The sequence below is a fragment of the Ruegeria sp. G12 genome, assembly GCF_056533565.1.
The window spans coordinates 272,452-293,819 of sequence record NZ_JBQFOO010000001.1 but is presented as its reverse complement, the minus strand read 5'-3'; the positions used below and the strand labels follow the sequence as shown (position 1 = coordinate 293,819).

Annotated in this window: 21 protein-coding genes; 4 read left to right on the top strand and 17 right to left on the bottom strand. The window is 61.8% G+C overall.

Annotated features, from left to right (window positions below; genetic code table 11):
* Positions 1-26: 26 nt before the first annotated feature.
* The 7 genes from murB to ftsW form a co-directional block, all read right to left on the bottom strand.
* Positions 27-953, bottom strand: coding sequence for a UDP-N-acetylmuramate dehydrogenase (murB, locus tag ACR0JN_RS01485; RefSeq protein WP_480883682.1), 927 nt, complete (start codon positions 951-953; stop codon positions 27-29).
* A complete protein-coding gene (locus ACR0JN_RS01480) occupies positions 950-1,243 on the bottom strand; it encodes a hypothetical protein (protein WP_480883680.1) in 294 nt (97 codons plus the stop codon). The genes murB and ACR0JN_RS01480 overlap by 4 nt, the downstream gene beginning before the upstream one ends.
* Positions 1,244-1,266: 23 nt before the next feature.
* The gene (locus ACR0JN_RS01475) at positions 1,267-1,533 is read right to left on the bottom strand and encodes a DUF2484 family protein (protein WP_480883678.1); all 267 of its coding nucleotides are present in this window, start codon (positions 1,531-1,533) and stop codon (positions 1,267-1,269) included.
* Complete coding sequence (locus ACR0JN_RS01470) at positions 1,530-1,778, bottom strand: DUF2484 family protein (RefSeq protein ID WP_480883676.1); 249 nt, start codon at positions 1,776-1,778, stop codon at positions 1,530-1,532. Before ACR0JN_RS01470 ends, ACR0JN_RS01475 begins: the two co-directional genes overlap by 4 nt.
* A 75-nt stretch (positions 1,779-1,853) precedes the next feature.
* Entirely contained in the window at positions 1,854-3,263 is a 1,410-nt protein-coding gene (gene murC, locus ACR0JN_RS01465) for a UDP-N-acetylmuramate--L-alanine ligase (RefSeq protein ID WP_480883674.1), read from the bottom strand.
* Complete coding sequence (locus ACR0JN_RS01460; protein WP_480883672.1) at positions 3,260-4,351, bottom strand: UDP-N-acetylglucosamine--N-acetylmuramyl-(pentapeptide) pyrophosphoryl-undecaprenol N-acetylglucosamine transferase; 1,092 nt, start codon at positions 4,349-4,351, stop codon at positions 3,260-3,262. Before ACR0JN_RS01460 ends, murC begins: the two co-directional genes overlap by 4 nt.
* Positions 4,351-5,514 (bottom strand): putative lipid II flippase FtsW, encoded by a 1,164-nt coding sequence (ftsW, locus tag ACR0JN_RS01455; protein WP_480613007.1) that lies wholly within the window; start codon positions 5,512-5,514, stop codon positions 4,351-4,353. Before ftsW ends, ACR0JN_RS01460 begins: the two co-directional genes overlap by 1 nt.
* A gap of 181 nt (positions 5,515-5,695) precedes the next feature.
* Between ftsW and ACR0JN_RS01450 the strand changes: the two genes are divergently transcribed.
* Positions 5,696-6,100, top strand: coding sequence for a nuclear transport factor 2 family protein (locus ACR0JN_RS01450; RefSeq protein WP_480883670.1), 405 nt, complete (start codon positions 5,696-5,698; stop codon positions 6,098-6,100).
* A gap of 79 nt (positions 6,101-6,179) precedes the next feature.
* A complete protein-coding gene (locus tag ACR0JN_RS01445; RefSeq protein WP_480883668.1) occupies positions 6,180-7,358 on the top strand; it encodes a BaiN/RdsA family NAD(P)/FAD-dependent oxidoreductase in 1,179 nt (392 codons plus the stop codon).
* Here the strand turns inward: ACR0JN_RS01445 and ACR0JN_RS01440 are convergent.
* The 9 genes from ACR0JN_RS01440 to mraZ all read right to left on the bottom strand — a co-directional run bounded on the left by ACR0JN_RS01440 (position 7,355) and on the right by mraZ (position 17,061).
* Positions 7,355-7,729 carry a glycine zipper family protein gene (locus ACR0JN_RS01440; protein ID WP_480816565.1) on the bottom strand — a complete coding sequence of 125 codons (375 nt, stop codon included), beginning with the start codon at positions 7,727-7,729 and terminating at the stop codon, positions 7,355-7,357. The two genes, ACR0JN_RS01445 and ACR0JN_RS01440, sit on opposite strands and share 4 nt — an antisense overlap.
* A gap of 109 nt (positions 7,730-7,838) precedes the next feature.
* Positions 7,839-9,236 (bottom strand): UDP-N-acetylmuramoyl-L-alanine--D-glutamate ligase, encoded by a 1,398-nt coding sequence (gene murD, locus ACR0JN_RS01435; protein WP_480883666.1) that lies wholly within the window; start codon positions 9,234-9,236, stop codon positions 7,839-7,841.
* A 150-nt stretch (positions 9,237-9,386) separates the two neighbouring features.
* Positions 9,387-10,469, bottom strand: coding sequence for a phospho-N-acetylmuramoyl-pentapeptide-transferase (mraY, locus tag ACR0JN_RS01430; RefSeq protein ID WP_480816567.1), 1,083 nt, complete (start codon positions 10,467-10,469; stop codon positions 9,387-9,389).
* Positions 10,470-10,508: 39 nt separating this feature from the next.
* The gene (locus ACR0JN_RS01425; protein ID WP_480883664.1) at positions 10,509-11,897 is read right to left on the bottom strand and encodes a UDP-N-acetylmuramoyl-tripeptide--D-alanyl-D-alanine ligase; all 1,389 of its coding nucleotides are present in this window, start codon (positions 11,895-11,897) and stop codon (positions 10,509-10,511) included.
* Positions 11,894-13,393, bottom strand: a complete 1,500-nt coding sequence (locus tag ACR0JN_RS01420) for a UDP-N-acetylmuramoyl-L-alanyl-D-glutamate--2,6-diaminopimelate ligase (RefSeq protein ID WP_480883662.1) — start codon at positions 13,391-13,393, stop codon at positions 11,894-11,896. Before ACR0JN_RS01420 ends, ACR0JN_RS01425 begins: the two co-directional genes overlap by 4 nt.
* A 21-nt stretch (positions 13,394-13,414) precedes the next feature.
* The gene (locus ACR0JN_RS01415) at positions 13,415-15,202 is read right to left on the bottom strand and encodes a peptidoglycan D,D-transpeptidase FtsI family protein (RefSeq protein WP_480883660.1); all 1,788 of its coding nucleotides are present in this window, start codon (positions 15,200-15,202) and stop codon (positions 13,415-13,417) included.
* Positions 15,199-15,567, bottom strand: a complete 369-nt coding sequence (gene ftsL, locus ACR0JN_RS01410; protein ID WP_480612991.1) for a cell division protein FtsL — start codon at positions 15,565-15,567, stop codon at positions 15,199-15,201. Before ftsL ends, ACR0JN_RS01415 begins: the two co-directional genes overlap by 4 nt.
* The gene (gene rsmH / locus ACR0JN_RS01405) at positions 15,564-16,553 is read right to left on the bottom strand and encodes a 16S rRNA (cytosine(1402)-N(4))-methyltransferase RsmH (protein ID WP_480883658.1); all 990 of its coding nucleotides are present in this window, start codon (positions 16,551-16,553) and stop codon (positions 15,564-15,566) included. Before rsmH ends, ftsL begins: the two co-directional genes overlap by 4 nt.
* 4 nt (positions 16,554-16,557) lie before the next feature.
* Entirely contained in the window at positions 16,558-17,061 is a 504-nt protein-coding gene (gene mraZ / locus ACR0JN_RS01400; RefSeq protein ID WP_480816572.1) for a division/cell wall cluster transcriptional repressor MraZ, read from the bottom strand.
* Between the two features lie 907 nt (positions 17,062-17,968).
* On the opposite strand from mraZ, the gene ACR0JN_RS01395 reads away from it, so the two are divergent.
* A complete protein-coding gene (locus tag ACR0JN_RS01395; protein WP_480816573.1) occupies positions 17,969-18,193 on the top strand; it encodes a DUF1127 domain-containing protein in 225 nt (74 codons plus the stop codon).
* A 370-nt stretch (positions 18,194-18,563) separates the two neighbouring features.
* The gene (locus ACR0JN_RS01390; protein ID WP_480816574.1) at positions 18,564-18,854 is read left to right on the top strand and encodes a DUF1330 domain-containing protein; all 291 of its coding nucleotides are present in this window, start codon (positions 18,564-18,566) and stop codon (positions 18,852-18,854) included.
* 3 nt (positions 18,855-18,857) lie between these two features.
* Here ACR0JN_RS01390 and ACR0JN_RS01385 read toward each other — a convergent pair whose 3' ends face one another.
* Positions 18,858-21,254 (bottom strand): ATP-dependent helicase, encoded by a 2,397-nt coding sequence (locus tag ACR0JN_RS01385; RefSeq protein WP_480883657.1) that lies wholly within the window; start codon positions 21,252-21,254, stop codon positions 18,858-18,860.
* Positions 21,255-21,368 lie beyond the last annotated feature (114 nt).

The following is a 21,368-nucleotide window of genomic DNA, read 5'->3' as shown; positions in this document are numbered from 1 at the left end:
CCTGTTTTGGTCTGACGGCTGGGGCTTTATTCTGTCAGCGGATCGCCGATCCGCATGATTTCCCACTCTAGCGTGATGCCGCTTGTTTCGTAAACCTTTTTTCGCACCTCTTCGCCCAGTCCTTCAAGGTCTGCGGCGGTGGCGTCACCGGTGTTGATCAGGAAATTCGAGTGCTTGGGGCTCATCTGCGCGCCGCCTTTGGTGGCGCCGCGCATGCCCGCGTCGTCAATTACTTTCCACGCCTTGAGGTCATGCACATCGTCGGCTTTTCCGGTCGAGGAAAACCCGGCGGGGTTGCGGAAGGTCGAACCAGCGCTGCGGTCTTTGGTGGGCTGGGTTTCGTCGCGTTTCTTAAGTTGCGCTTCCATGCGGGCGTGTAGCTCGGCGGGGTCGCTGCTGGGGCCTTGGAACGTGGCCGAGATCAGCACCGCGCCTTCCGGCAGGTCGGATTGGCGGTAGCGGAAGTTGAGGTCTTGGGGTGAGAGGTCTCTGACCTCTCCGCCCCGCGTGACGATGGTGGCCTTTTGCAGAACGTCTGCGGTGTAGCTGCCATAGCAGCCTGCGTTCATCCGCACCGCGCCGCCGATGGACCCGGGGATGGTGCGCAGGAAGGTCAGGTCAACCCCCGCATCCGCCGCCTTACGCGCCACATGCGCGTCCAGCGCGGCAGCCCCGGCGGTGACGGTATTGCCGTCGATGGCCATCGTGTTGAACCCACGCCCCAGCCGGATCACCACGGCGCGCAGGCCTCCGTCGCGGACGATCAGGTTCGAGCCAACGCCCATGGGGAAGACCGGCACATCGGCAGGCAGGTCGCGCAAGAAATCCTGCAGGTCTTGGATGTCGGCGGGTTGGAACAGGTAATCCGCAACCCCCCCGACACGCAGCCATGTGAGGTCGTTGAGCGGGCGCGCCTTAGTCAGGCGACCCCGGACGGTGGGCAGATCACTCATCCGCCTGCCCGCGCCGCAAGACTGCGCCCGCCTACGCCGCCCATGATGGCGGCAAAGAGGAAGGGCAGAACCGCGCCGGTCAGCCAGACGAAGGGGCCGAAGGCCTGTTCTTCTTCGCCGGTTCCGACACCGGCCAGCATCACGATCAGCACCAGCGCAACGGCAGAGGCCAACCCAATCAGCGACAGCACACCCCTAAGGCCAATCCAGCGCCCCGCAACGAAGCCTGCAACGGCCCCGAAGATCAGCGCGATCAGCGGCAGATAGGCGAAGGTGGCGATGTCGACCATGGGGGCCCTCCTGAGACTGGCCGTTACTTTCTGGCCGCCTTCATGCCCTGCATTTTCGCCTTTGTCCAACGGGTCAGGTAAATCACCGGCCAGCGCAGCACGGACATGCCTGCGACCAGCACGATCAGGCCGATCCAGGGGCCGTTCTCGTAGGTGACATAGCCGAGAATGGGGATGCCCACGGCAATCAGGATATACGCCCGCGTCCAGTGGTTGTCTTTGCTGGGGATCATCGCCAGCACATTCGCAGCAATCCCCCAAGCGGCGGCGAGGGTGATGGACCAGCTCATTCCGCGATCTCTCGGCCTGACCATTTGCGCCAGTAATAGCGGATGGGATGGCGGAACATCGAAACAAAGCCGCCCAACGCCACAACCGACCAGACCCAGCCGTGATCATAGCCCAGCCAGACGATCAGCGCCGGTGCGCAGATCAGCAAAGCAAACCCCGGTGGGAACTGCAGGCGCATCGGCAGCAAGGCAACCACGGTGGCGCAGATGACCCAGAGGGCAGCAAAGATCATCGAATAGTCCATACGCTCGCTCCGGGGGCTGAGGCTCTGCGGTAAGAGTATCACACTCTCAGGTTGAGCGCCATGCGAAGAAGGCGGTCAAACCGCTTGTTTTTCCAGCAATCTATCCGGCAATCCATTGGCCCAGCCGCTGATCGTACCGGCCCCGAGGCAGACGACCATATCCCCCGGACGGGCCTGTTCGCGCACAAGGCGGGCAAGGTCGTTTTCGTCCAGCAGTCCGCGCGCATGGCGGTGGCCGTGGCGGATCAGGCCCTGCACCAGATCATCGCGCGAGGCCCCTTCAATCGGGTCCTCTCCGGCGGCGAAGACATCGGTGATGGCGACCACATCGGCATCATTGAAACAGGTGCAGAAGTCTTCGAACAGGTTGGACAGGCGGGAATAGCGGTGCGGCTGGTGCACGGCGATCACACGGCCTTCGGTCGCCTGTCGTGCCGCTTTCAATACGGCGGCAATCTCGACCGGGTGGTGGCCGTAATCGTCGATGATGGTGACGCCGCCCACCTCTCCGACCTTGGTGAAGCGGCGGTTGACGCCGCCGAAATTGGCCAGCGCGTCGCGGATTTCCGAGGCTTTCATGCCCAGATGGCGGGCCACGGCCACGGCGGACAGCGCGTTCGAGACGTTGTGGTCACCAGGCATCGGCAGGGTGCAACCTTCGATCACCTTGTCTTCGTATTGCAGGTGAATGTCAAAATGCGCGACGCCGCCCTTATAGGTCAGGTTTTCGGCCCGCACATCGGCCTGCGCGTTGAAGCCATAGGTGCGCACGCGACGGTCGGTGATGCGCCCGACCAGCGCCTGCACTTCGGCATGGTCGGTACAGCAGACGGCAAGGCCGTAGAACGGAATGTTCGAGACGAACTCATCAAAGCCCGCGCGCAGCAGGTCGAAATCGCCCCAGTGTTCCATATGCTCGGGATCGATATTGGTGACGATGGCGATGGTGGCCGGCAGGCGGTTGAACGAGCCGTCGGATTCGTCAGCCTCGACCACCATCCACTCGCCCTGCCCCATGCGGGCATTCGAGCCGTAGGCGTGGATGACGCCGCCATTGATGACGGTGGGGTCAAAGTCCCCGGCAACCATCAGCTCGGCCATCATCGTGGTGGTGGTGGTCTTGCCATGGGTTCCGGCGATGGCAATGTTGGATTTCAGGCGCATGAGTTCGGCCAGCATGTCGGCGCGGCGCACCACCGGCAGGCCTTGGGCGCGGGCTTCATCCAGTTCCGGGTTGCCTGGCTTGATTGCAGTCGAGACCACGACAACGGCAGCGTTCTGCAGGTTTTCAGCGCGCTGGCCTTCGAAAATCTCGGCCCCCAGCGCGGCCAGCCGGTCAGTGATCTTCGAGGTCTTCAGGTCTGACCCCTGCACCCGGTAGCCCAGGTTCAAAAGCACCTCGGCAATGCCCGACATCCCGATCCCGCCGATGCCCACAAAGTGAATCGGCCCGACGTCCTGCGGCAGTTTGGTTGCTGGATTCATGAGGTCTCCTTCTGCGCCAGTTGCTCGACAAGGGCGACCAGACGCTCGGTCGCGTCAGGCGCCCCGACCGACAAGGCAGCGTGGGCCATTTTCTGTGCGGCTTCGGGGTTGGTGAAAACCGTGGTCATTTGCTCTGTCAGCGCGGGAACGTCAAGGGCGTTTTCGGGGATCATGATCGCCCCACCCGCCTGCACCAGCCCGCGCGCATTGGCGGTTTGGTGGTCGCCTGCGGCGGCGGCAAAGGGGATCAGGATCGACGGGCGGCCAATGACCGAGATATCGGCAACACTCGACGCGCCCGAGCGGCTGACCACCAGTTGTGCCTCGGACATGCGGCGGGGGACGTCATCGAAGAACGGCTGAACATCGGCCATGATGCCGTTTTCGCGGTAGAATTCTGTGACCCTCTCACCGTCCTCATCGCGGGCCTGATGTGAAACGCGGATGTAGGACCGCAGGAACTCGGGCAAGGCAGCAATGGCCCCCGGCACGACGTCGCTGAGGATGCGCGCACCTTGCGAGCCGCCCATCACCAGAACCGACATCGGGTATTCGCCCGGCGGAATATAGGGGGCCGCCTCGCGTTCCAGCACGGCGGCGCGGACGGGGTTGCCGGTGTGAATACCCTTTGCGCCCTCGGGCAGGTCGGTGGGCCAGACGCCGCAGGCCACCTGGGCGACACGGTTTGCAAACAACTGATTCACCCGCCCCAGAATGCCATTTTGTTCATGGATCATGCGTGGGACTTTCAGCAGCGTCGCCGCCCCCAGCGCGGGGATCGAGGGGTATCCGCCAAACCCGACTACCGCATTTGGCCAGTCTCGCATCATCTGAATTGCCATGCTGGTGACGCCACCGGCGATCCTTGGCCCCACCAACGCCTTGGCGGCCAGACCGCCACGGGCGAAGGTGGCCGAAGAGGCCTCGACGATTTCGACGCCTTTTGGAAACGCGCCAGTATAGCGCGCGCCGCGCGGGTCGGTGGAAAGACGCACGCGCCAGCCTTTGTGCAGCATCGCCTCGGCCAAAGCCTGCGCGGGGAACATATGCCCCCCAGTGCCGCCCGCCGCGATCAGAAGGTAGGGCATCAGCCGCGTCCACGCAGAATATCGCCCAACTCGCCCTGCGGGCGGGTGCGGGTGAAGGCCAGCAACATGCCCACCGCGATGCCGCCTGCGATCAGCGACGAGCCGCCATAGCTAACGAAGGGCAGCGTCATGCCCTTGGCGGGCAGCAGGCGCACGGCGACGCCCATGTTGATCATCGCCTGCACGCCGAACATGCAGGCCAGACCGGTCCCGGCCAGTCGGATGAACATATCGCGTTCCCGCATCAGCCGCAGCAGCGACCGCACAACGATCAGCGAGTAAAGAGCGATGATGATCAGCACCAGGATCAGCCCGTATTCCTCGGCCGCGACAGCGATGATGAAATCCGTATGGGCATCGGGCAGAGACCATTTCACCTGCCCCTCACCCACGCCAACACCAAACAGCCCACCTTCGCGGATGGCGTTGGTGGCGTAGCCAAGCTGGGTGGTCGGATCGACCTCTTGGTTCAAAAACCCGTCAATCCGGCGCGCAAAGTGTTCCGAGTTCGAATAGGCCAGCATGCCGCCCAGCACGACCGCGCCCGCCATGCCAACCAGCAGCAGCATCGGCGCGCCTGCCACGAAGTACATCACGCCCCAACCGAACAGGATCAGACAGGCTTGTCCGAAATCGGGTTGCAGCACCAGCATCGCCACAATCGCCATGCACAGCGCAAAGGACCAAAGCCGTCCCGGCGGGCCATTGATCTCTTGCGAAGCAGCCAGCAGCCAAGCGGCGACGACCACAAAGCCGGGTTTAAGGAATTCCGACGGTTGCAGCGAAGCGAAACCCAGCGAGTACCACCGCACCGCGCCCTTACCGAAATCGGTGCCAAAAACTGGCAGAAAGGCCAGCGCCACAAAGGCCCCCAAAAAGCCAAGCACCGCCAGACGTCGCACCAGTGTCGGCGACATCATCGAGGTCAGCAGCATCGCAATCAACGCCAGCCCACCAAACAGCGCCTGCCGTTCGACATAATGGAACGGATCGAACCCGTTGCGCCCGGCCAGCGGCGGTGATGACGCCAGCCCCAGCAACAGCCCGATGACAAACAGGATCAGCACGCAGGACATCGTCCAGCGATCAATCGTCCGCCACCACTTTGGTAGAATCGGTTCGCCGCGCGTGTCCCGGACCGCGCCATACACCATCTCAGTCATGAGATACCGCCACTCTCTGCCTCGTTCACGTCCCGTTTTCGGGATCTGTTTGAGAGTTTACAGGGGTTTTGGGGTTTCGGCTAGGGAAATGACGGGGATCGGAGAAATTGCGCTGCGTTGTTCCTGTGGGACACTCCCGGTACAGTAAACCTCACAAGTTAGTTTGTTACCGGAGGTTCATATGGGCAGTATTTCCAGCGAAGCGCAAAATTTGTTCTCTGAGTACCTGACCTGCTGGAATAACCGTGATCTGGAAGGTGTTGCGGCCTGTTTTGACGAACCTGCAATGTTCATTCTTCCCGCAGGGGCCATCGCCCTGCCCGACCGGGCAGCTTTGGTCGCGCTACTTACCAAGGTGTTCGACGGGCTGGAACAGGCCGGGTTTAGCCACACAACAATTGGTGCCGTTGAGGCCCAACTTTGCGGTGACGGAATCGCCATTGTGGACGCAAAAGACGTCAACAGGTTGAAGCACGACGGATCGCTGCTTGAGGCTATTGATGGGCATTATGTGGCCCGAAAAACAGAGGATGGCTGGCGGTTCACGGTGGCTGTCGCTTGTTCCAACGGCTGGCAAACACGCTGAGTTCAGCAACCGCGGCCAGACCACATGATGTCCGCGACTTTTCCTTGCCTTCCGCTGCAATCCCCGCCATCCCCCGCGCATGACCTATGACACGATCATCCTAGGGGCCGGGGCAGCCGGTATGATGTGCGCGGCCCATTGCGGCGGGCGTGTTTTGGTGATCGACCACGCCAAGGCTCCGGGTGAGAAGATCCGCATCTCGGGCGGTGGGCGGTGCAATTTCACCAATATGTATGCGGGGCCTGCCAACTTCCTGTCGCAGAACCCGCATTTCTGCAAATCCGCTCTGGCGCGGTACACCCAGTGGGATTTTGTTGATCTGGTGAACCGCCATGGCATCGCGTGGCATGAGAAAACGCTGGGACAATTGTTCTGCGACGCGTCCTCGAAACAGATCATCCAGATGCTGCTGGATGAAATGGACCGTGCCGGGGCTAAGCTATGGGTTCGGACTGAATTGAAGGACTTGCGAAAGACCGAAGACAGCTTCGCATTGGAGGTCGAGCGTGAGGAGCAGCGCGTCCCCCTCACTTGCCGCAATCTGGTGCTGGCCACCGGCGGCAAATCGATCCCCAAGATGGGCGCGACCGGATTGGCCTATGACATCGCGCGACAATTCGGACTACGCCTGACCGAGACACGCGCCGCGCTGGTGCCCTTCACTTTTTCCGAGGGCCGGTTCAAGGACCTGTCCGGCGTTTCTCTGCCCGCGCGGCTGTCAAACGACCGCACCAGCTTTGACGAGGCGCTGCTGTTCACCCATCGCGGCCTCAGCGGCCCGTCGGTGCTGCAATTGTCCTCCTACTGGCGCGAGGGTGAAGCGATCCGGGTCAACCTGATCCCCAACCTGCCGCTCTACGACCTGCTGCGCGATCAGCGACAAAGCGGTGGCCGCAAGGCGCTGACTACCGAACTGGCTCGTCACCTGCCCGCGCGGCTGGTGGAGTACCTGAGCAATGAAATCTCCATGCAGGGCAATCTGGCCGACCAGTCCGACGCGGCGCTGACCGACTTCACCGCCGCTTTGTCCGACTGGCAGCTAACCCCATCGGGCACCGAAGGGTACCGCACCGCCGAGGTCACGCTGGGCGGGATCGACACCGATGATCTGTCGTCGAAAACGATGGAGGCCAGGGAGGTCCCCGGCCTCTATGTCATTGGCGAAGCGGTGGATGTCACCGGCTGGCTGGGTGGCTACAACTTCCAGTGGGCGTGGTCCTCGGGCCACGCCGCCGGAACGGCCATCGCGGCGCGTTAACCTACGACGTTGTAGCCCCGTCCGCGCATGCAGTTGCGCACGATCACGGCCTGGTTCTGCGTGTTGTTGACCGCGCTTGCCCCGGCACCGATCAGCGCGCCAGCAGCCGCTGCGCGACCCAGATCGCTGGCGCTGTTGTCGATAATCGCCGTGGTTGCTGCCGCACCGGCCGCGCCAATGGCCGCAGCACCTGCGGTATTGCTGTCCAGCGTCGGCTGCGTGCGCGCCAAAGCCTGACAGTTCGCCAGATCGGACTGATAGTTCGGCCCGACCGGACCGTCGATGATCGGGACATAATTCGCCCCGGTATTGGCGCAGGCCCCGGCCAGCGCAACCACAGGAAGGACAAAGAAAAACTTGCGTGCAGACATATCCGGCACCCCTTTTTTGAACTGCCTTTGACGCAATCCCAAATCCCGATGCGCGTCAAGCTGATAGCTAAAAAACTTAAGTGACCGGCAAGTGATTGCAAGAACGGGACTATGCCAACCTTTGTCGCACCTGCGCCGTGAAGTCGTCCCCGCGCTTTTCAAAACTGTCGTACTGGTCAAAGCTGGCCGCAGCCGGGGCCAGCAGCACAGTTTCGCCCGGCTCTGCATCCGCCATGGCCTGTTCGACGGCGGCCTCCATCGTGGTGCAGACCTGCGCGTCCGCCTCAAGCTGCATGGCGAATTTCGCGGCCTCGCGGCCAATCACATAGGCTTTCAGAACCTCGGTCGCGGCCCCGTTCAAGGCGGCAATCCCGCCCTCTTTCTCCAGCCCACCGCAGATCCAGCGGATCTTTTTGAACGCGCTGAGCGCCTTGGCCGCGCTGTCCACATTGGTGGCCTTGGAGTCGTTCACATAGGTCACACCCTTGGCCTCGGCGATGATCTGGCTGCGGTGTGGAAGGCCCGGATAGCTGTGCAGCGCATCCTCGATCACGCGCGGTGCCAGACCCAGCGACCGGCAGGCCGCATAGGCCGCGCAGGCGTTCTGGTGGTTATGAGTACCGGGCAGTCCCTTGATCGCGCGCAGGTCGATCGATCCGGTCTGGCGGCCCTTGCGGTACTCCGACAAAAATCCCTTGCGGGCGAAAACCTGCCATCCCGGCCCGGTCAGTTTGCGCGCGACCGAGATACGGATCACCCGGTCATCCGCTGGCCCTTCGGACAATTGCCCGGCCAGAAAGGCCCCCTCAGCCTCATCCACACCGATCACGGCCCGGTCGGGTCCGCCTTCGGCAAACAGGCGGCGCTTGGCGGCGAAGTACCCACCCATCCCGCCATGGCGGTCCAGATGATCCGGCGAGAGATTGGTGAAAACCGCCACATCCGGCGTCAGAGAGCGCGCCAGTTCGGTCTGATAGCTGCTGAGTTCAAGAACCACCACCGACCCGTCCGAGCCCGGGTCGATATCCAGAACCCCGCGCCCTATATTCCCGGCCAGCTGCGCCTCGCGCCCGGCTGCGGTCAGAATGTGATGGATCAGCGCCGCCGTGGTGGATTTACCGTTCGAACCCGTCACGGCAATCACCCGGGGCGGCGTATCAAAGTTGTTCCACTCCGGGCCAGAGAACGAGCGGAAGAACAGGCCGATATCGTTGTCCACCGGCACGCCCGCCTCAAGCGCGGCGGCCACAACCGGGTTGTGTTCGGGGTAGAGATGCGGAATACCCGGCGACACGATCAGCGTCGCGATCCCGTCAAACGCGCCGTGTCGGCGCAGATCGGCACAGTGGAAGCCCTCGGCCTCTGCCGCCTCTCTTGCCGCGGGGTTGTCATCCCAGCAGATCGCCTCGGCCCCGCCTGCGCGCAATGCCCGCGCCGTCGTCAGACCCGACCGGCCCAGCCCCAGAACCGCAACCTTCTGCCCTGAAAACCCTTTGACCGGGATCATGCTGCCCACCTTGTCCATGTATTCGAATGCGCCGCGACACTGCACCGAAGACACGCGGATTGGCAAGAGCGCCAAAGGCTCGCGCGCCAGCGCGAGCCCGGCCCAACAGGTGGCAAGCGGACCGCAGGTCCGCCGAACCTGGCGGGAGAGCTACCGGACTTTCAGCGTCGCCAACCCAACCATCGCCAGGATCAGCGAGATGATCCAGAACCGGATCACAATCGTCGGCTCGGCCCAGCCCTTTTTCTCATAATGGTGATGAATCGGGGCCATCAGGAACACGCGCCTGCCGGTTCGTTTGAAGTAAAGCACCTGGATGATCACGCTCAGCGCCTCGACCACGAACAAGCCGCCCACCACGGCCAGCACAAGCTCGTGCTTGGTGGCAACGGCGATTGCGCCCAAGGCACCACCCAGCGCCAGTGACCCGGTATCGCCCATGAACACAGCCGCCGGAGGGGCGTTGTACCATAAGAATCCAAGCCCCGCGCCAAAAAGCGCCGAGGTGAAGATGAAAATCTCACCCGTTCCCGGCACGTAGTGCACGTCCAGATATTCGGTAAAGTCGACGCGGCCCACCGCATAGGCGATGATCCCGAGGGTCGAGGCCGCGATCATCGCAGGCATGATCGCCAGCCCGTCCAGCCCGTCAGTCAGGTTCACCGCATTCGCGGCCCCGACGATCACCACAATCGAGAACGGGATGTAGAAAATCCCCAGATTGATCAGCGTATCTTTCAGCACCGGCACCGCCAACTGACTTTGCAGCGCGTCAGGGTGATGCAAAGTGGCCCACAACGCCGCCAGCGCCGCAATGATGATGCCCAGCGCCAGCCGCATCTTGCCGGATACGCCTTGGGTATTCTGCTTCGACACCTTGGCGTAATCGTCAGCAAACCCGATGGCGGCATATGCCAGCGTCACGAACAGCACCATCCAGACATAGGGATTGTCCCACCGCGCCCAGATTAGCGTCGATGTCACCAGCGCGCCCACGATCAGCAAACCGCCCATCGTCGGCGTTCCGGCTTTCGAGAAATGCCCCTCTGGCCCGTCATCGCGGATCGGTTGGCCCTTGCCCTGCTTCTTGCGCAGCACGTTGATCAGCGGTTTGCCGAACAGGAACCCAAAGACCAGCGCGGTCATAAAGGCACCACCAGCGCGGAACGTGATGTAACGGAAGAGGTTCCAGAAATCCCCTCCGTCCGACAAGGCGGTCAACCAATAGAGCATCGCAAAACCTTTCTCACGCAGCGGTCGCGGGTACGGGCATCAATCAAGCGCGCCCCCTTGCCCCATTTTCCGCAGAGCGTCAACAATCTTCGCCAGCGCCATGCTGAGCGAGCCTTTGACAAGAACAGTATCGCCCGGCCGAATAAGCTCCGGTAAGTGTTCGGCCATCTCGGCGCTGGTGTCGAACCAAAGACCGCGCTTGTCGTCCGGCAGCGCGTCGTGCAACGCCTGCATCAGTGGACCGATGCAGTGAACCTGATCGACCTTCGCCATCGCCCCGACCTTTGCCATATCCGCATGCATAGCGTGTTCCTGCGCGCCCAGTTCTTTCATGTCCCCCAGAAAAGCGATCCGGCGGTCGCCTTGCGACACGGCCAGCACGTCCAGCGCAGCCTCCATCGAGGTTGGATTGGCGTTATAGCTGTCATCCAACAGCTCGATCTGCCCACCTGCAAGCGGCAGCGTCTCGCGCACGCCGCGCCCTTTGACGGGCGACCACTGGCGCAGGCCGTCGATGGCCTCCTCCAGATCGACACCCAATTCGACGCAAGACGCCAGCGCACCCAGCGCGTTCATGGCGAAATGCATGCCCGCCGACTGAACGTCGAAACTGATCTGCGCGTCTCCGACCGACGCATTCGCGTGCACCGAATCCGATCCTTGCGTCACATCCTTCAGACGATAGACCGCGGCCTCACGACCAAAATCGACGATCCCCGCGCCCTGCTCCCGCGCAATCTGGCGCAGGATGTCCGCGTGTTCGATATCCGCGTTTACGATGGCCGCACCGCCAGTTTCCAGCCCATCGAAGATTGCCGCCTTTTCGTGGGCGATACCGGCAACCGAGTCGAACGCCTCAAGATGCACTGCCGCAACCGTCGTAACCAGCGCCACATGCGGGCGAGCCTGACGGGCCAGCGGAGCGATCTCGCCGGGGTGATTCATGCCGATCTCGATCACGGCGAATTCCGTATCACGGGGCATCCGCGCCAACGTCAACGGCACGCCCCAATGATTGTTGTAACTTGCCACGCTGGCATGGGTTTTTCCTTGCGTCTCCAGTATGTTGGCCAGCATTTCTTTGGTCGAGGTCTTGCCGACACTGCCGGTCACCGCAACCACCCGCGCATCAGTGCGGGTACGGGCGGCCTGCCCCAGCGCCTCAAGCCCCGTCTGCACGTCCTCAACGATCAACAACGGCGCGTCCTCGGAAACGCCTTCCGGAACACGCGACACCAGCGCCGCCCCCGCGCCCTTTTCCAACGCCTGAGCCACGAAATCATGCCCGTCCCGCGCGGCCTTGAGGGCGACGAACAGGTCACCGGGTTGCAGAGTCCGGGTGTCAATCGACACGCCATTGGCCTGCCAGTCGGTTGTGGCGCGTCCTCCGGTCGCCTCAGCAGCCTCGGCGGCAGTCCAAAGCGTCATGCGACTCTCCCATCCAAAGCCGCGACACTGATGCTGGCTTGTTCAACATCGTCAAAGGGCAGCACCTGATCGCCGACGATCTGGCCGGTTTCATGGCCCTTGCCAGCGATCAGCAGCGCATCGCCGGGTTGCAGGGCGTCGATGCCGCGCAGAATAGCCTCGGCGCGGTCGCCGACCTCGGTCACACTGACGGTCGCGTCCACCCCGAGCGCGCCTTCCATAACGGCGGCGCGGATGGTGGCGGGGTCTTCGCTGCGGGGGTTGTCGTCGGTGACAAAAACCACATCGGCATGCCTTGCTGCCGCCTGCCCCATCAGCGGGCGCTTGGTGGCATCGCGGTCGCCGCCTGCGCCGACGATGGCAATCAGGCGACCCATCACATGCGGGCGCAGCGCTTTCAGCGCGGTGGCCACCGCGTCGGGCGTGTGGGCGTAATCCACGAACACCGCCGCGCCGTTTTCGCGGGTCGCGGCCAGTTGCATCCGGCCCCGCACGGTTGTCAGGTGCGGCAGGGTCTCGAACACCCGCTCCGGATCATCCCCGGTGGCGATCACTAGACCACAGGCCAGCAGAATGTTCTCGGCCTGAAACCCTCCGATCAGATTCAGGCGAGTCTGGAAGGGTTTGCCCTGCCACGAAAAGCGCAAGTCTTGACCAGTGGCATCGAACCTTTGGCGGATCAGGCACAAGTCGGCATCGCCCAGCCCAACGGTCAGAACCTCCTGCCCGCGCGCCTCGGCGATTTTCCGAACCTGCGCGCCCTTGGGATCGCTGAGGTTAACCACAGTCGTTCCGTCCTGCGGCAGAACCCGGTCGAACAGACCCGCCTTGGCATTAAAGTAAGCCTCGAACGTTTCGTGATAGTCCAGATGGTCCTGCGTGAAGTTCGAGAACCCCGCCGACGTCAGATGCACCCCGTCCAGACGGCGCTGTTCCAACCCGTGCGATGACGCCTCCATCGCCGCGTGGGTCACGCCGTTCTCGGCCGCCTCTGCAAGGCAGCGATGCAGGGTGATCGGCTCGGGCGTGGTGTGGGCCAGCGGAGCGGTCCATGCGCCCTCGACCCCGGTGGTGCCGAGGTTGACGGCGGCGTGGTCAAGCTCGGTCCAGATTTGCCGCACGAAGGACGCGACCGAGGTTTTTCCGTTTGTTCCGGTCACGGCCACGATGGTCTGCGGCTGCGCGCCAAACCACAGCGCAGCGCATCCGGCCAGCGCCTGACGTGGGTCTTCGACCACGATCAGCGCGGCGTCCGAATTGGCCAGTTCGTCGGCAGCAATCGCAGCCCCGTCGGCATCGGTCAGGATTGCGGCTGCACCCATGCGCAATGCGAACTGAATGAACTCGCCGCCATGAACCCGCGTGCCGGGGAGCGCTGCGAACAGGTAGCCGTCTTTGACCTCGCGGCTGTCAACGGCCAGCCCGGTGATGTCAGGATTGGCACCGCCGCGCGCGGTCAGGGCCAGTTGGCTTAGTTTCTTTGTCCTTGCGCCCATGACCCACCTCTGTTGGACAGCCTAATTTGAGGTCAGGGTTATAGCAGCGCCCGCCTCAGGCTCAAGCCGGGGACGTAAACCCAGCAACGGGGCGATGCGCCCGATCAGTTCCGCCGCCACCGGCACCGCCGTCCAGCCAGCCGTCCGACGCTTTTCGCCATAAGCGACGATCGAGGGTTCATCCAGCGTAACGATCAGCACAAATTTCGGATCGTAAGCCGGGAAGATCGTGGCGAAAGTGGCAATCACCTTGTCATCATAATAACCCCCGCGCGGCTTGGGCTTGTCTGCCGTGCCGGTCTTACCCGCCACGTCATAGCCCGCCACATCGCCGAAGCTGGCAGTGCCGTCGGTGACAACCTTGCGCAACATCTTCTGCGCCTGAGATGCCGCGCTATCCGACAGCACCCGCGGCCCGTACTGAGGGCCGTTCTTCCGCAGAATCGTCGGGCTGACATAATGCCCGCCATTGGCAATCGCCGCGTATCCGGCGGCCAGATGCATCGGGCTGGTCGACAGGCCGTGGCCGTAGGAGATGGTGACGGTGCTCAACTCACCCCATTTCTTGGGCTTGAGCGGTTCCCCGCCCTTCGCCTCGACAATCTCGAACGGCGTGGGTTCGAACATGCCCAGCGCGCGCAGAAACTCCTGCTGGCGTTTTGCGCCGATCTGCAGTGCCAGCCGACCGGTGCCCCTGTTCGAGCTGTGGACAATCACGTCCGCGACGCTGATCTCGCCATAGTTCTTGCCGTTGAACTCGCCAATCGGGAACCGCCCGATCTTCATCGGGCCGGACGTGTCGATGATGGTGTTCGAGTTCACCAGGCCCAGTTGCACCGCTTGCGCAGCGGTGAAAATCTTGAACACCGAGCCCAACTCGTACACGCCCTGTACATAGCGGTTGAACAGAGGGCTGTCCGACGGATCAAAGCCCGAGGTCGGCGGGCGCGGGCGGTCATTCGGATCAAAGGAGGGCAGCGAAGCCGCCGAGACAACTTCGCCGGTATGCGCGTTCATCAGAACCGCCGACGCGCCCTTGGCGTTCATGATCTTCATGCCGCCATACAGCACTTGCTCAACAGCGGCCTGAATGGTCAGGTCCAGCGACAGTTGCAGCGGTTTGTTGCCGTTGGCCGGGTCGCGCAGGTAGTCGTCGAACTGTTTCTCGACGCCTGCGACGCCGATCACTTCAGCGGCGCTCACACCTTCGCGGCCGAAACCCGAACCTCCCAGAATATGCGCCGCCAGACGACCGTTCGGGTACAGGCGCATCTCACGTGGGCCAAACAGAATGCCTGGATCGCCGATGTCGTGGACGGCCTGCTTCTGTTCGGGAGAGATGCGCTTCTTGATCCACAGGAACTTGCGTTCGCCAGTGAAGTCTTTGACCAGACGCTCTTTTTCCAGATCGGGGAAGATTGCAACCAGTTGATCGGCAGCGGCCACCGGGTCAATCATCAAGGGCGGCTGGGCATAGACGGAATAGGTATCCAGATTGGTCGCCAGAATGCGCCCCTCACGATCCACGATATTGGCGCGCTGCATGGCGATGGCGGCACCCGGCGCGCTGGCCAGAGGCTCCTGCGCCTCGGATGTTGCCAGCATACCCATGCGAACACCGACTACGGAGAAGGCGCAGAAGAAGAACAGGCCCAGAACCAGCAACCGCCCCTCGGCGCGGGCGCGGGCGCGGTCTTTCATATCCTCGTGGCGCTGGCGAATGTTCTCGCGCTCAATGGCCTTGGGGTTCTCCCCCCGCGCGCGGGCGTCGAGGACACGGGCCAGAGGGCGCAACGGCGTGCGGGTCATGGGATCTGCACCTCGCCCAGCGCCTGAATATTGGTGATGGCCTGCAATTCAATCGGATCGACAATGGGCAGGTCCGGGTCCTCGGCATAAGCGATCTGGTCGGCCCGGCCAAACTGTTCGGCGCGCAGGGGCAACAGGCCCAGACGTTCAAAGTTCAGATCGGCCAGTTCGCGCAGACGGTCGGGGCGGTTCAGATAGGCCCATTCGGCGTTCAGAACCGCCAGCCGCACCTGCGCCACGCCGATCTCGCGCTGCAGCTTCTGGGTTTCTTTCACCACCTGCTGGGTCCGGTAATTCTCCTGATACGCCCACAGCGCCAGTCCGAACACGGCCAAGGCAGTCAACACATACAAAACACTCTTCATCTCGCCCTTCCCCCAAGTTGCGGCATCCCGATGGCGCGGGCCTCAATTTCCCCCGCCGGAGCCTCAGTTCGTATCGCCACGCGCAGCTTGGCCGAGCGCGCGCGCGGGTTTTCCTGCAATTCCGGCTCATCCGGACCCACGGCCTTGCGGGTCTTGAGCGTGAATTGCGGCAGTTCCTGTTCCATCTCAGGCGCATAGCGGTTGGCCCGACCCGTCTTGCCTGCGCGCGATTGGAAGAACCGCTTGACCATCCGATCCTCGATAGAATGAAAGGTCACAACGGCCAACTGCCCGCCCGGCTTTAAAGCGCGCTCAGCCGCCATAAGGCCCTGAAACAGTTCTTCATATTCAGCGTTGACCGCGATCCGCAGCCCCTGAAAGCTGCGCGTTGCCGGGTGCGATTGGCCCGGCTTCGGACGCGGCAGGCAGGATTCGATGATCTCGGCCAGACGCAGAGTCGTGGTGATCGGTTCCTCGGCCCGCGCCTTGACGATGGATTTGGCGATGCGACGGCTGGCGCGTTCCTCGCCGAAATGGAACAGGATATCAGCCAGTTGCACCTCGGTCGCCGTATTCACCAGATCAGCGGCGCTTTCGCCCTGCTGGCTCATACGCATATCCAGGGGGCCGTCTTTCATGAAAGAAAAGCCGCGTTCGGCCTGATCCAACTGCATGGACGAGACACCAAGGTCCAGCACCACGCCATCGAGGTCCTGCGCATACTCATCCATCCGCGAAAACACACCCTGCTGCATCACCAGCCGGTCGCCATAATCCCCGACCCAATCGGCGGCCATGTCAAAAGCCAGAGGGTCGCGATCCACCCCGATGACCTTCTCGGCCCCGGCCTCAAGCAAACCCCGCGTATAGCCGCCCGCGCCGAATGTGCCGTCCAGCCAGACGCCAGACACGGGTGCCACGGCAGCCAGCAACGGACGCAATAGAACAGGGATGTGAGGGTTCGATGAGGTCTGAGCGCCGGCCATGCCGTCACCCATCCCCGATGCCGTCAAGATACTGCATCGGATCGAAATCCTCAGGCAGATCGTCCAGCCATTCCTCGGTCGCAGCCAGTTCGTCGGCCTCATAGGTCTCGGGTTTCCAGATCTGGAACGTGTCCCCGGCGGCGATAAAGAACGCCTCGCCCTCAAGGCCGATCTTGGTACGCAGCTTGGCGGGCAGGACCAGACGACCGGTTTCATCAACATTGGTCGGGAAGGACTGACCGTGGAACAGACGCTGCAGCATCCGGCGCTGCATCGAGCCCCGCGGCAAAGCGTCGATCTTGGCGTCGACCTCGTCAATCGCCTGCATGGTATAGCATTCAAGGTATTTGCGGCGATGGTCGCCATAGACAATCACAAGCTCAGGATTGTCACCGGGCTGCCAGTTGGGATCGGACGCTTCAAGCACACGGCGAAACGAGGCCGGGATCGAGACCCTGCCCTTCGTGTCCACCTTATGGTGGCTTTCACCTCTGAACCTGCGCGCCAAGACGACTGTCCCTTTCGCTTGCGCCCCACCTTAAAATTCACGTTCCCCCCGGATGAAAAACGGCGGGTTGATCTGCTGCCACTGATCAACCCGCCGCATTGACCCGCTAAGCGGGATGTCCAGCTGCACGCGCCACCTGGGGGGATGTCTGCTCGCCCGCGCGCCGGATCTGTTGAGTGATGAAAGCGAGATGCCTGTACGAAACCTGTTTTTCTTTTGGTCCGGGGTCGTTTGGTGCCCCTTTAACTGTCCTCGCCCTCATCGGGTATCTAAGGGATGACATGGGAAATCATGGAAATCAACAGGAATTTTTATTCCACATGAGCACAGAGTCAGTTTAAACACTCCCATTTCAAAAGGAAACTTAAACCAATACACCTTATATGTGCAGAAGTGGAACTTTAAACACAACATATGGGACTAAAGTCGCGTGACCAATTTTTCCCATAAATTCCCGAAAATCTGAGAACCCGTGAAAAAGGTTAGCCTGAGCGGACAATTCCCACCCGAAATCACCCGAATCAAGAGCCCTCAACGCGCGAAAAAGCACGACTCAGAACCTCGGCCCATGGTTTCCCACACAGCTCAGGACGCGGATTTACCTTACGTAAGCTGGTCAAAATCCCTGCATTCGACATGCACAAATTTTAGAAAAATGCGCCCAAACATGGGGCGTTTTGTTTGCGCCAACAGAAATCACTGAACATCCAGACCTCACCTACGGACCAGAAATCATATATTTTTAAGGCTTATTCAGTCAGCGACGCTCAACCCCATGATAACCATGCATTTGCTGCATAGCAGCATTGATAACGCGGCCTATTGTGCAATTGCAGCATTTGCCTATTTTCAATCTCAAGCAAGCGCCGGACTGAACCGGCAACAACAAGTTTTACGGATGACGGACATGGCAGTGGCAACCAATACCTCGGTGCTGAAGGGCACACATGCAAGCGGGTTTGCATCGGTGATCGAGGCGGCAAAAACACGGATCGCACGGTATCGCCTGTACCGCCAGACGGTTAACGAACTGTCTTCGCTGTCAAACCGCGAACTGGCCGACCTGGGCCTGAACCGTTCGATGATCCGCAGCCTGGCCGTTCAGGCGGTCGAAGACTTCTCGGCGCGCTAAGCGCCAGCAAGACAACTGAGATCAGACCCTCCTCCTCCCTGGGTCTGTAATCAGCGGCAACGTCTCTCCTCCTCCCTGACGTTGCCGCACCTTATACCGGCCTTGATCGCCGGAACCTGACACATCGGGGCTTCCTCCTCCCTGCCCTGATGTTGAAAGCACGCGGCGACGTCTCCTCCTCCCTGACGTCGCCGCGTCTTCCTCATACCGGGCTCAAACCCGGGTTCGTATACATCGGGGCTCTCCTCCTCCCTGCCTTGATGTAGAAAAGAACGGCGGTTCCCCTTCCTCCTCCCTGGGAACCGCCGTTTTTCGTTTTTTGCACACAAGATGTAAGCTGGGGCCGTGAACGATTTATCAGGAGTCTCTCATGGCCGCCTATTTCATCGCCCAGATTTCCATTCACGACCCGGACGGCTATCAGAAATACTTGGAAGGCTTCATGCCGATCTTTGACAGGCACGGCGGTCGCCTGCTGACCATTTCGTCAAAACCCGTCGAGGTGATCGAAGGCAGTTGGGCAGAAAACGGAATCGTCCTGATGGAATTCCCGGACATGGCCGCAGCCCGCGCGTGGAAAGACGATCCGGACTATGTTGCGCTGGCCAAGATCAGGCAAAAGACAGCAACGGCGAATCTGGTGCTGGTCGAAGGACTCTAGAGGTCAGAACGGCACGTCGTCCTTGGCCGCCAGGAAACGGGACACCACTTTCTTCGTCCCTGCCTTGTCGAAATCGACCTCGACCTTGTCGCCCTCGATCCCCGTCACCGCGCCATAGCCGAATTTCTGATGAAACACCCGCTCGCCCAGCGTGAAACTGGCCACCGCGGTCGCATCAATCACCGTATTGCGGCTTTCCTTGGGCTGAGACATCCCATACTGCCCCTGCCGCGCCTGCATCCGCTTCCAGCCGGGCGAGTTATAGACGTTCGCCTCGGCTGCGCGGGTCTCGATACTGGCTGTAACCTGCCCGCCGCCATAAAGGCCCGGAGGCGTCAGGACCTCCACATGATCCTCGGGCAATTCGTCGATAAAGCGTGAGGGCATGGAATTCTGCCACTGGCCAAACACCCGCCGGTTGGCCGCGAAGGAAATGGTGCAGACCTCTTCCGCGCGGGTGATGCCCACATAGGCCAGCCGCCGTTCCTCTTCCAAACCCTTGAGCCCGGATTCGTCCATCGAGCGCTGAGACGGGAACAACCCGTCCTCCCACCCCGGCAGGAACACGGCGGGAAACTCCAGCCCCTTGGCCGCATGCAGCGTCATGATCGAGACCTTGGCCCCGTCGCCGTCCTGCTCATTGTCCATCACCAGGCTGACATGCTCCAGGAACCCTTGCAGGTTCTCGAAATTGTCCAACTGGTTGACCAGTTCCTTGAGGTTCTCCAACCGCCCCGGGGCTTCGGGCGTCTTTTCGTTCTGCCAATGGGCCGTATAGCCGGATTCGTCCAAAACGATCTGCGCCAGCTCGATATGCGTGTGTTCGGGCGCGCCATAGCGGATGGGCGAGACGCCATCGTCGATCACCGTATCATCATCCACTTCGATCCGAGGTCCGCGCGTCATCGCATTCCACCGCGCCAACCCGTCGATCAACTCGCGCAGCGCCTTGCCGCCTTTGCCCTTGATCAACCCGTTATCGACCGCAATCCGCGCGCCCTCGACCAAGGACACACCGTTTTCCCGCGCCACCACCTGAATGGTCTGCTGCGCCTTGTCGCCAAGGCCGCGTTTGGGCGTGTTTACGATCCGCTCGAAGGCCAGATCATCCTCGGGGCTGACCACCAGCCGGAAATAGGCCATGGCATCGCGAATCTCCATCCGCTCATAGAACCGAGGGCCGCCGATCACCCTATACGGCAGGCCGATGGTCAGAAACCGATCCTCAAACGCCCGCATCTGATGCGAGGCGCGCACGAGAATGGCGATCTCATCGAGGTTCATCGGCCGCACACCCCGCGTCCCGCCCTGCATCGCGTCGATTTCCTCGCCGATCCAGCGCGCCTCTTCCTCGCCATCCCAATGGCCGATCAGGCGAACCTTTTCGCCTTCTTGTCGGTCAGTCCAAAGCTCTTTGCCCAAGCGGCTTTCATTGCCACGAATCACATTCGACGCAGCCGCCAGAATATGCGGGGTCGAGCGATAGTTCTGTTCCAGCCGGACCACAAAAGCGCCGGGAAAATCCTTTTCAAACCGCAGGATGTTGCCCACCTCGGCCCCGCGCCAGCCATAGATCGACTGATCATCATCGCCCACGCAGCAGATATTCTTGTGCCCCCCGGCCAGCAGGCGCAGCCAGAGGTACTGGGCGACGTTGGTATCCTGATACTCGTCCACTAGGATGTAGCGGAACCAGCGCTGGTATTGCTCCAACACGTCCGGGTGGGTCTGGAAAATCGTGACCATGTGCAGCAGCAGGTCGCCGAAATCCACCGCGTTCAACTCGCGCAGGCGCGTCTGGTATTGGGCGTAAAGTTCGATGCCCTTGTGATTGAAGGCCCCCGCATCCGCGGCGGGCACTTTGTCGGGCGTGAGCGCTCGGTTTTTCCAATCGTCGATGATCCCGGCCAGCATCCGCGCTGGCCAGCGTTTGTCGTCGATATTGGCCGCCTGCGTCAGCTGTTTCAGCAACCGCTTCTGGTCGTCTGTGTCCAGAATGGTGAAGTTCGATTTCAACCCCACCAGTTCCGCATGACGCCGCAGCAGCTTGACGCAGATCGCGTGGAATGTGCCCAGCCACGGCATCCCTTCGGCGGGGCGGCCCAGCATGCGGCCAACGCGCTGTTTCATCTCGCGCGCGGCTTTGTTGGTGAAAGTCACGGCGAGGATTTCATTCTCGCGCACCCGATGGGTCCTGAGCAGATGGGTGATCCGCGCGGTCAGCGCCTTGGTCTTGCCCGTCCCGGCACCCGCCAGCATCAGCACCGGGCCATCCAGCCGTTCCACCGCTTCGCGCTGCGCCGGGTTGAGGTCGCTCAGATAGTCCACCGAGGCCGCAGGCATCGCCCGCGCCGACAGCGATGCGCCCTCGAAGGCGTCCATTTCGTCAAAACTGCTCATGGGTCCAAACTACGCCGGATCAGCGCCGAGGGGAAGGGTTTGTTCACGGCTTGTTCGCGCTCAATTTCATAAAATTTCGCAACCGGATGGCCCGGGCAAGGCCGCACCTTAACG

Excerpts from the sequence above, each read along its gene's own strand:
- ACR0JN_RS01480 (WP_480883680.1), bottom strand. The coding sequence starts at position 1,243 with ATGGTCGACATCGCCACCTTCGCCTATCTGCCGCTGATCGCGCTGATC.
- ftsL (WP_480612991.1), bottom strand. The coding sequence starts at position 15,567 with ATGAAGAGTGTTTTGTATGTGTTGACTGCCTTGGCCGTGTTCGGACTG.
- ACR0JN_RS01385 (WP_480883657.1), bottom strand. The coding sequence starts at position 21,254 with ATGAGCAGTTTTGACGAAATGGACGCCTTCGAGGGCGCATCGCTGTCG.
- ACR0JN_RS01460 (WP_480883672.1), bottom strand. The coding sequence starts at position 4,351 with ATGCCCTACCTTCTGATCGCGGCGGGCGGCACTGGGGGGCATATGTTC.
- ACR0JN_RS01425 (WP_480883664.1), bottom strand. The coding sequence starts at position 11,897 with ATGACGCTTTGGACTGCCGCCGAGGCTGCTGAGGCGACCGGAGGACGC.
- ACR0JN_RS01445 (WP_480883668.1), top strand. The coding sequence starts at position 6,180 with ATGACCTATGACACGATCATCCTAGGGGCCGGGGCAGCCGGTATGATG.
- murC (WP_480883674.1), bottom strand. The coding sequence starts at position 3,263 with ATGAATCCAGCAACCAAACTGCCGCAGGACGTCGGGCCGATTCACTTT.
- murD (WP_480883666.1), bottom strand. The coding sequence starts at position 9,236 with ATGATCCCGGTCAAAGGGTTTTCAGGGCAGAAGGTTGCGGTTCTGGGG.
- ACR0JN_RS01450 (WP_480883670.1), top strand. The coding sequence starts at position 5,696 with ATGGGCAGTATTTCCAGCGAAGCGCAAAATTTGTTCTCTGAGTACCTG.
- ACR0JN_RS01395 (WP_480816573.1), top strand. The coding sequence starts at position 17,969 with ATGGCAGTGGCAACCAATACCTCGGTGCTGAAGGGCACACATGCAAGC.
- murB (WP_480883682.1), bottom strand. The coding sequence starts at position 953 with ATGAGTGATCTGCCCACCGTCCGGGGTCGCCTGACTAAGGCGCGCCCG.
- ACR0JN_RS01470 (WP_480883676.1), bottom strand. The coding sequence starts at position 1,778 with ATGGACTATTCGATGATCTTTGCTGCCCTCTGGGTCATCTGCGCCACC.
- ACR0JN_RS01415 (WP_480883660.1), bottom strand. The coding sequence starts at position 15,202 with ATGACCCGCACGCCGTTGCGCCCTCTGGCCCGTGTCCTCGACGCCCGC.
- mraY (WP_480816567.1), bottom strand. The coding sequence starts at position 10,469 with ATGCTCTATTGGTTGACCGCCTTGTCGGACGGAGGGGATTTCTGGAAC.
- ACR0JN_RS01420 (WP_480883662.1), bottom strand. The coding sequence starts at position 13,393 with ATGGGCGCAAGGACAAAGAAACTAAGCCAACTGGCCCTGACCGCGCGC.
- ACR0JN_RS01390 (WP_480816574.1), top strand. The coding sequence starts at position 18,564 with ATGGCCGCCTATTTCATCGCCCAGATTTCCATTCACGACCCGGACGGC.
- rsmH (WP_480883658.1), bottom strand. The coding sequence starts at position 16,553 with ATGGCCGGCGCTCAGACCTCATCGAACCCTCACATCCCTGTTCTATTG.
- ACR0JN_RS01440 (WP_480816565.1), bottom strand. The coding sequence starts at position 7,729 with ATGTCTGCACGCAAGTTTTTCTTTGTCCTTCCTGTGGTTGCGCTGGCC.
- ftsW (WP_480613007.1), bottom strand. The coding sequence starts at position 5,514 with ATGACTGAGATGGTGTATGGCGCGGTCCGGGACACGCGCGGCGAACCG.
- ACR0JN_RS01475 (WP_480883678.1), bottom strand. The coding sequence starts at position 1,533 with ATGAGCTGGTCCATCACCCTCGCCGCCGCTTGGGGGATTGCTGCGAAT.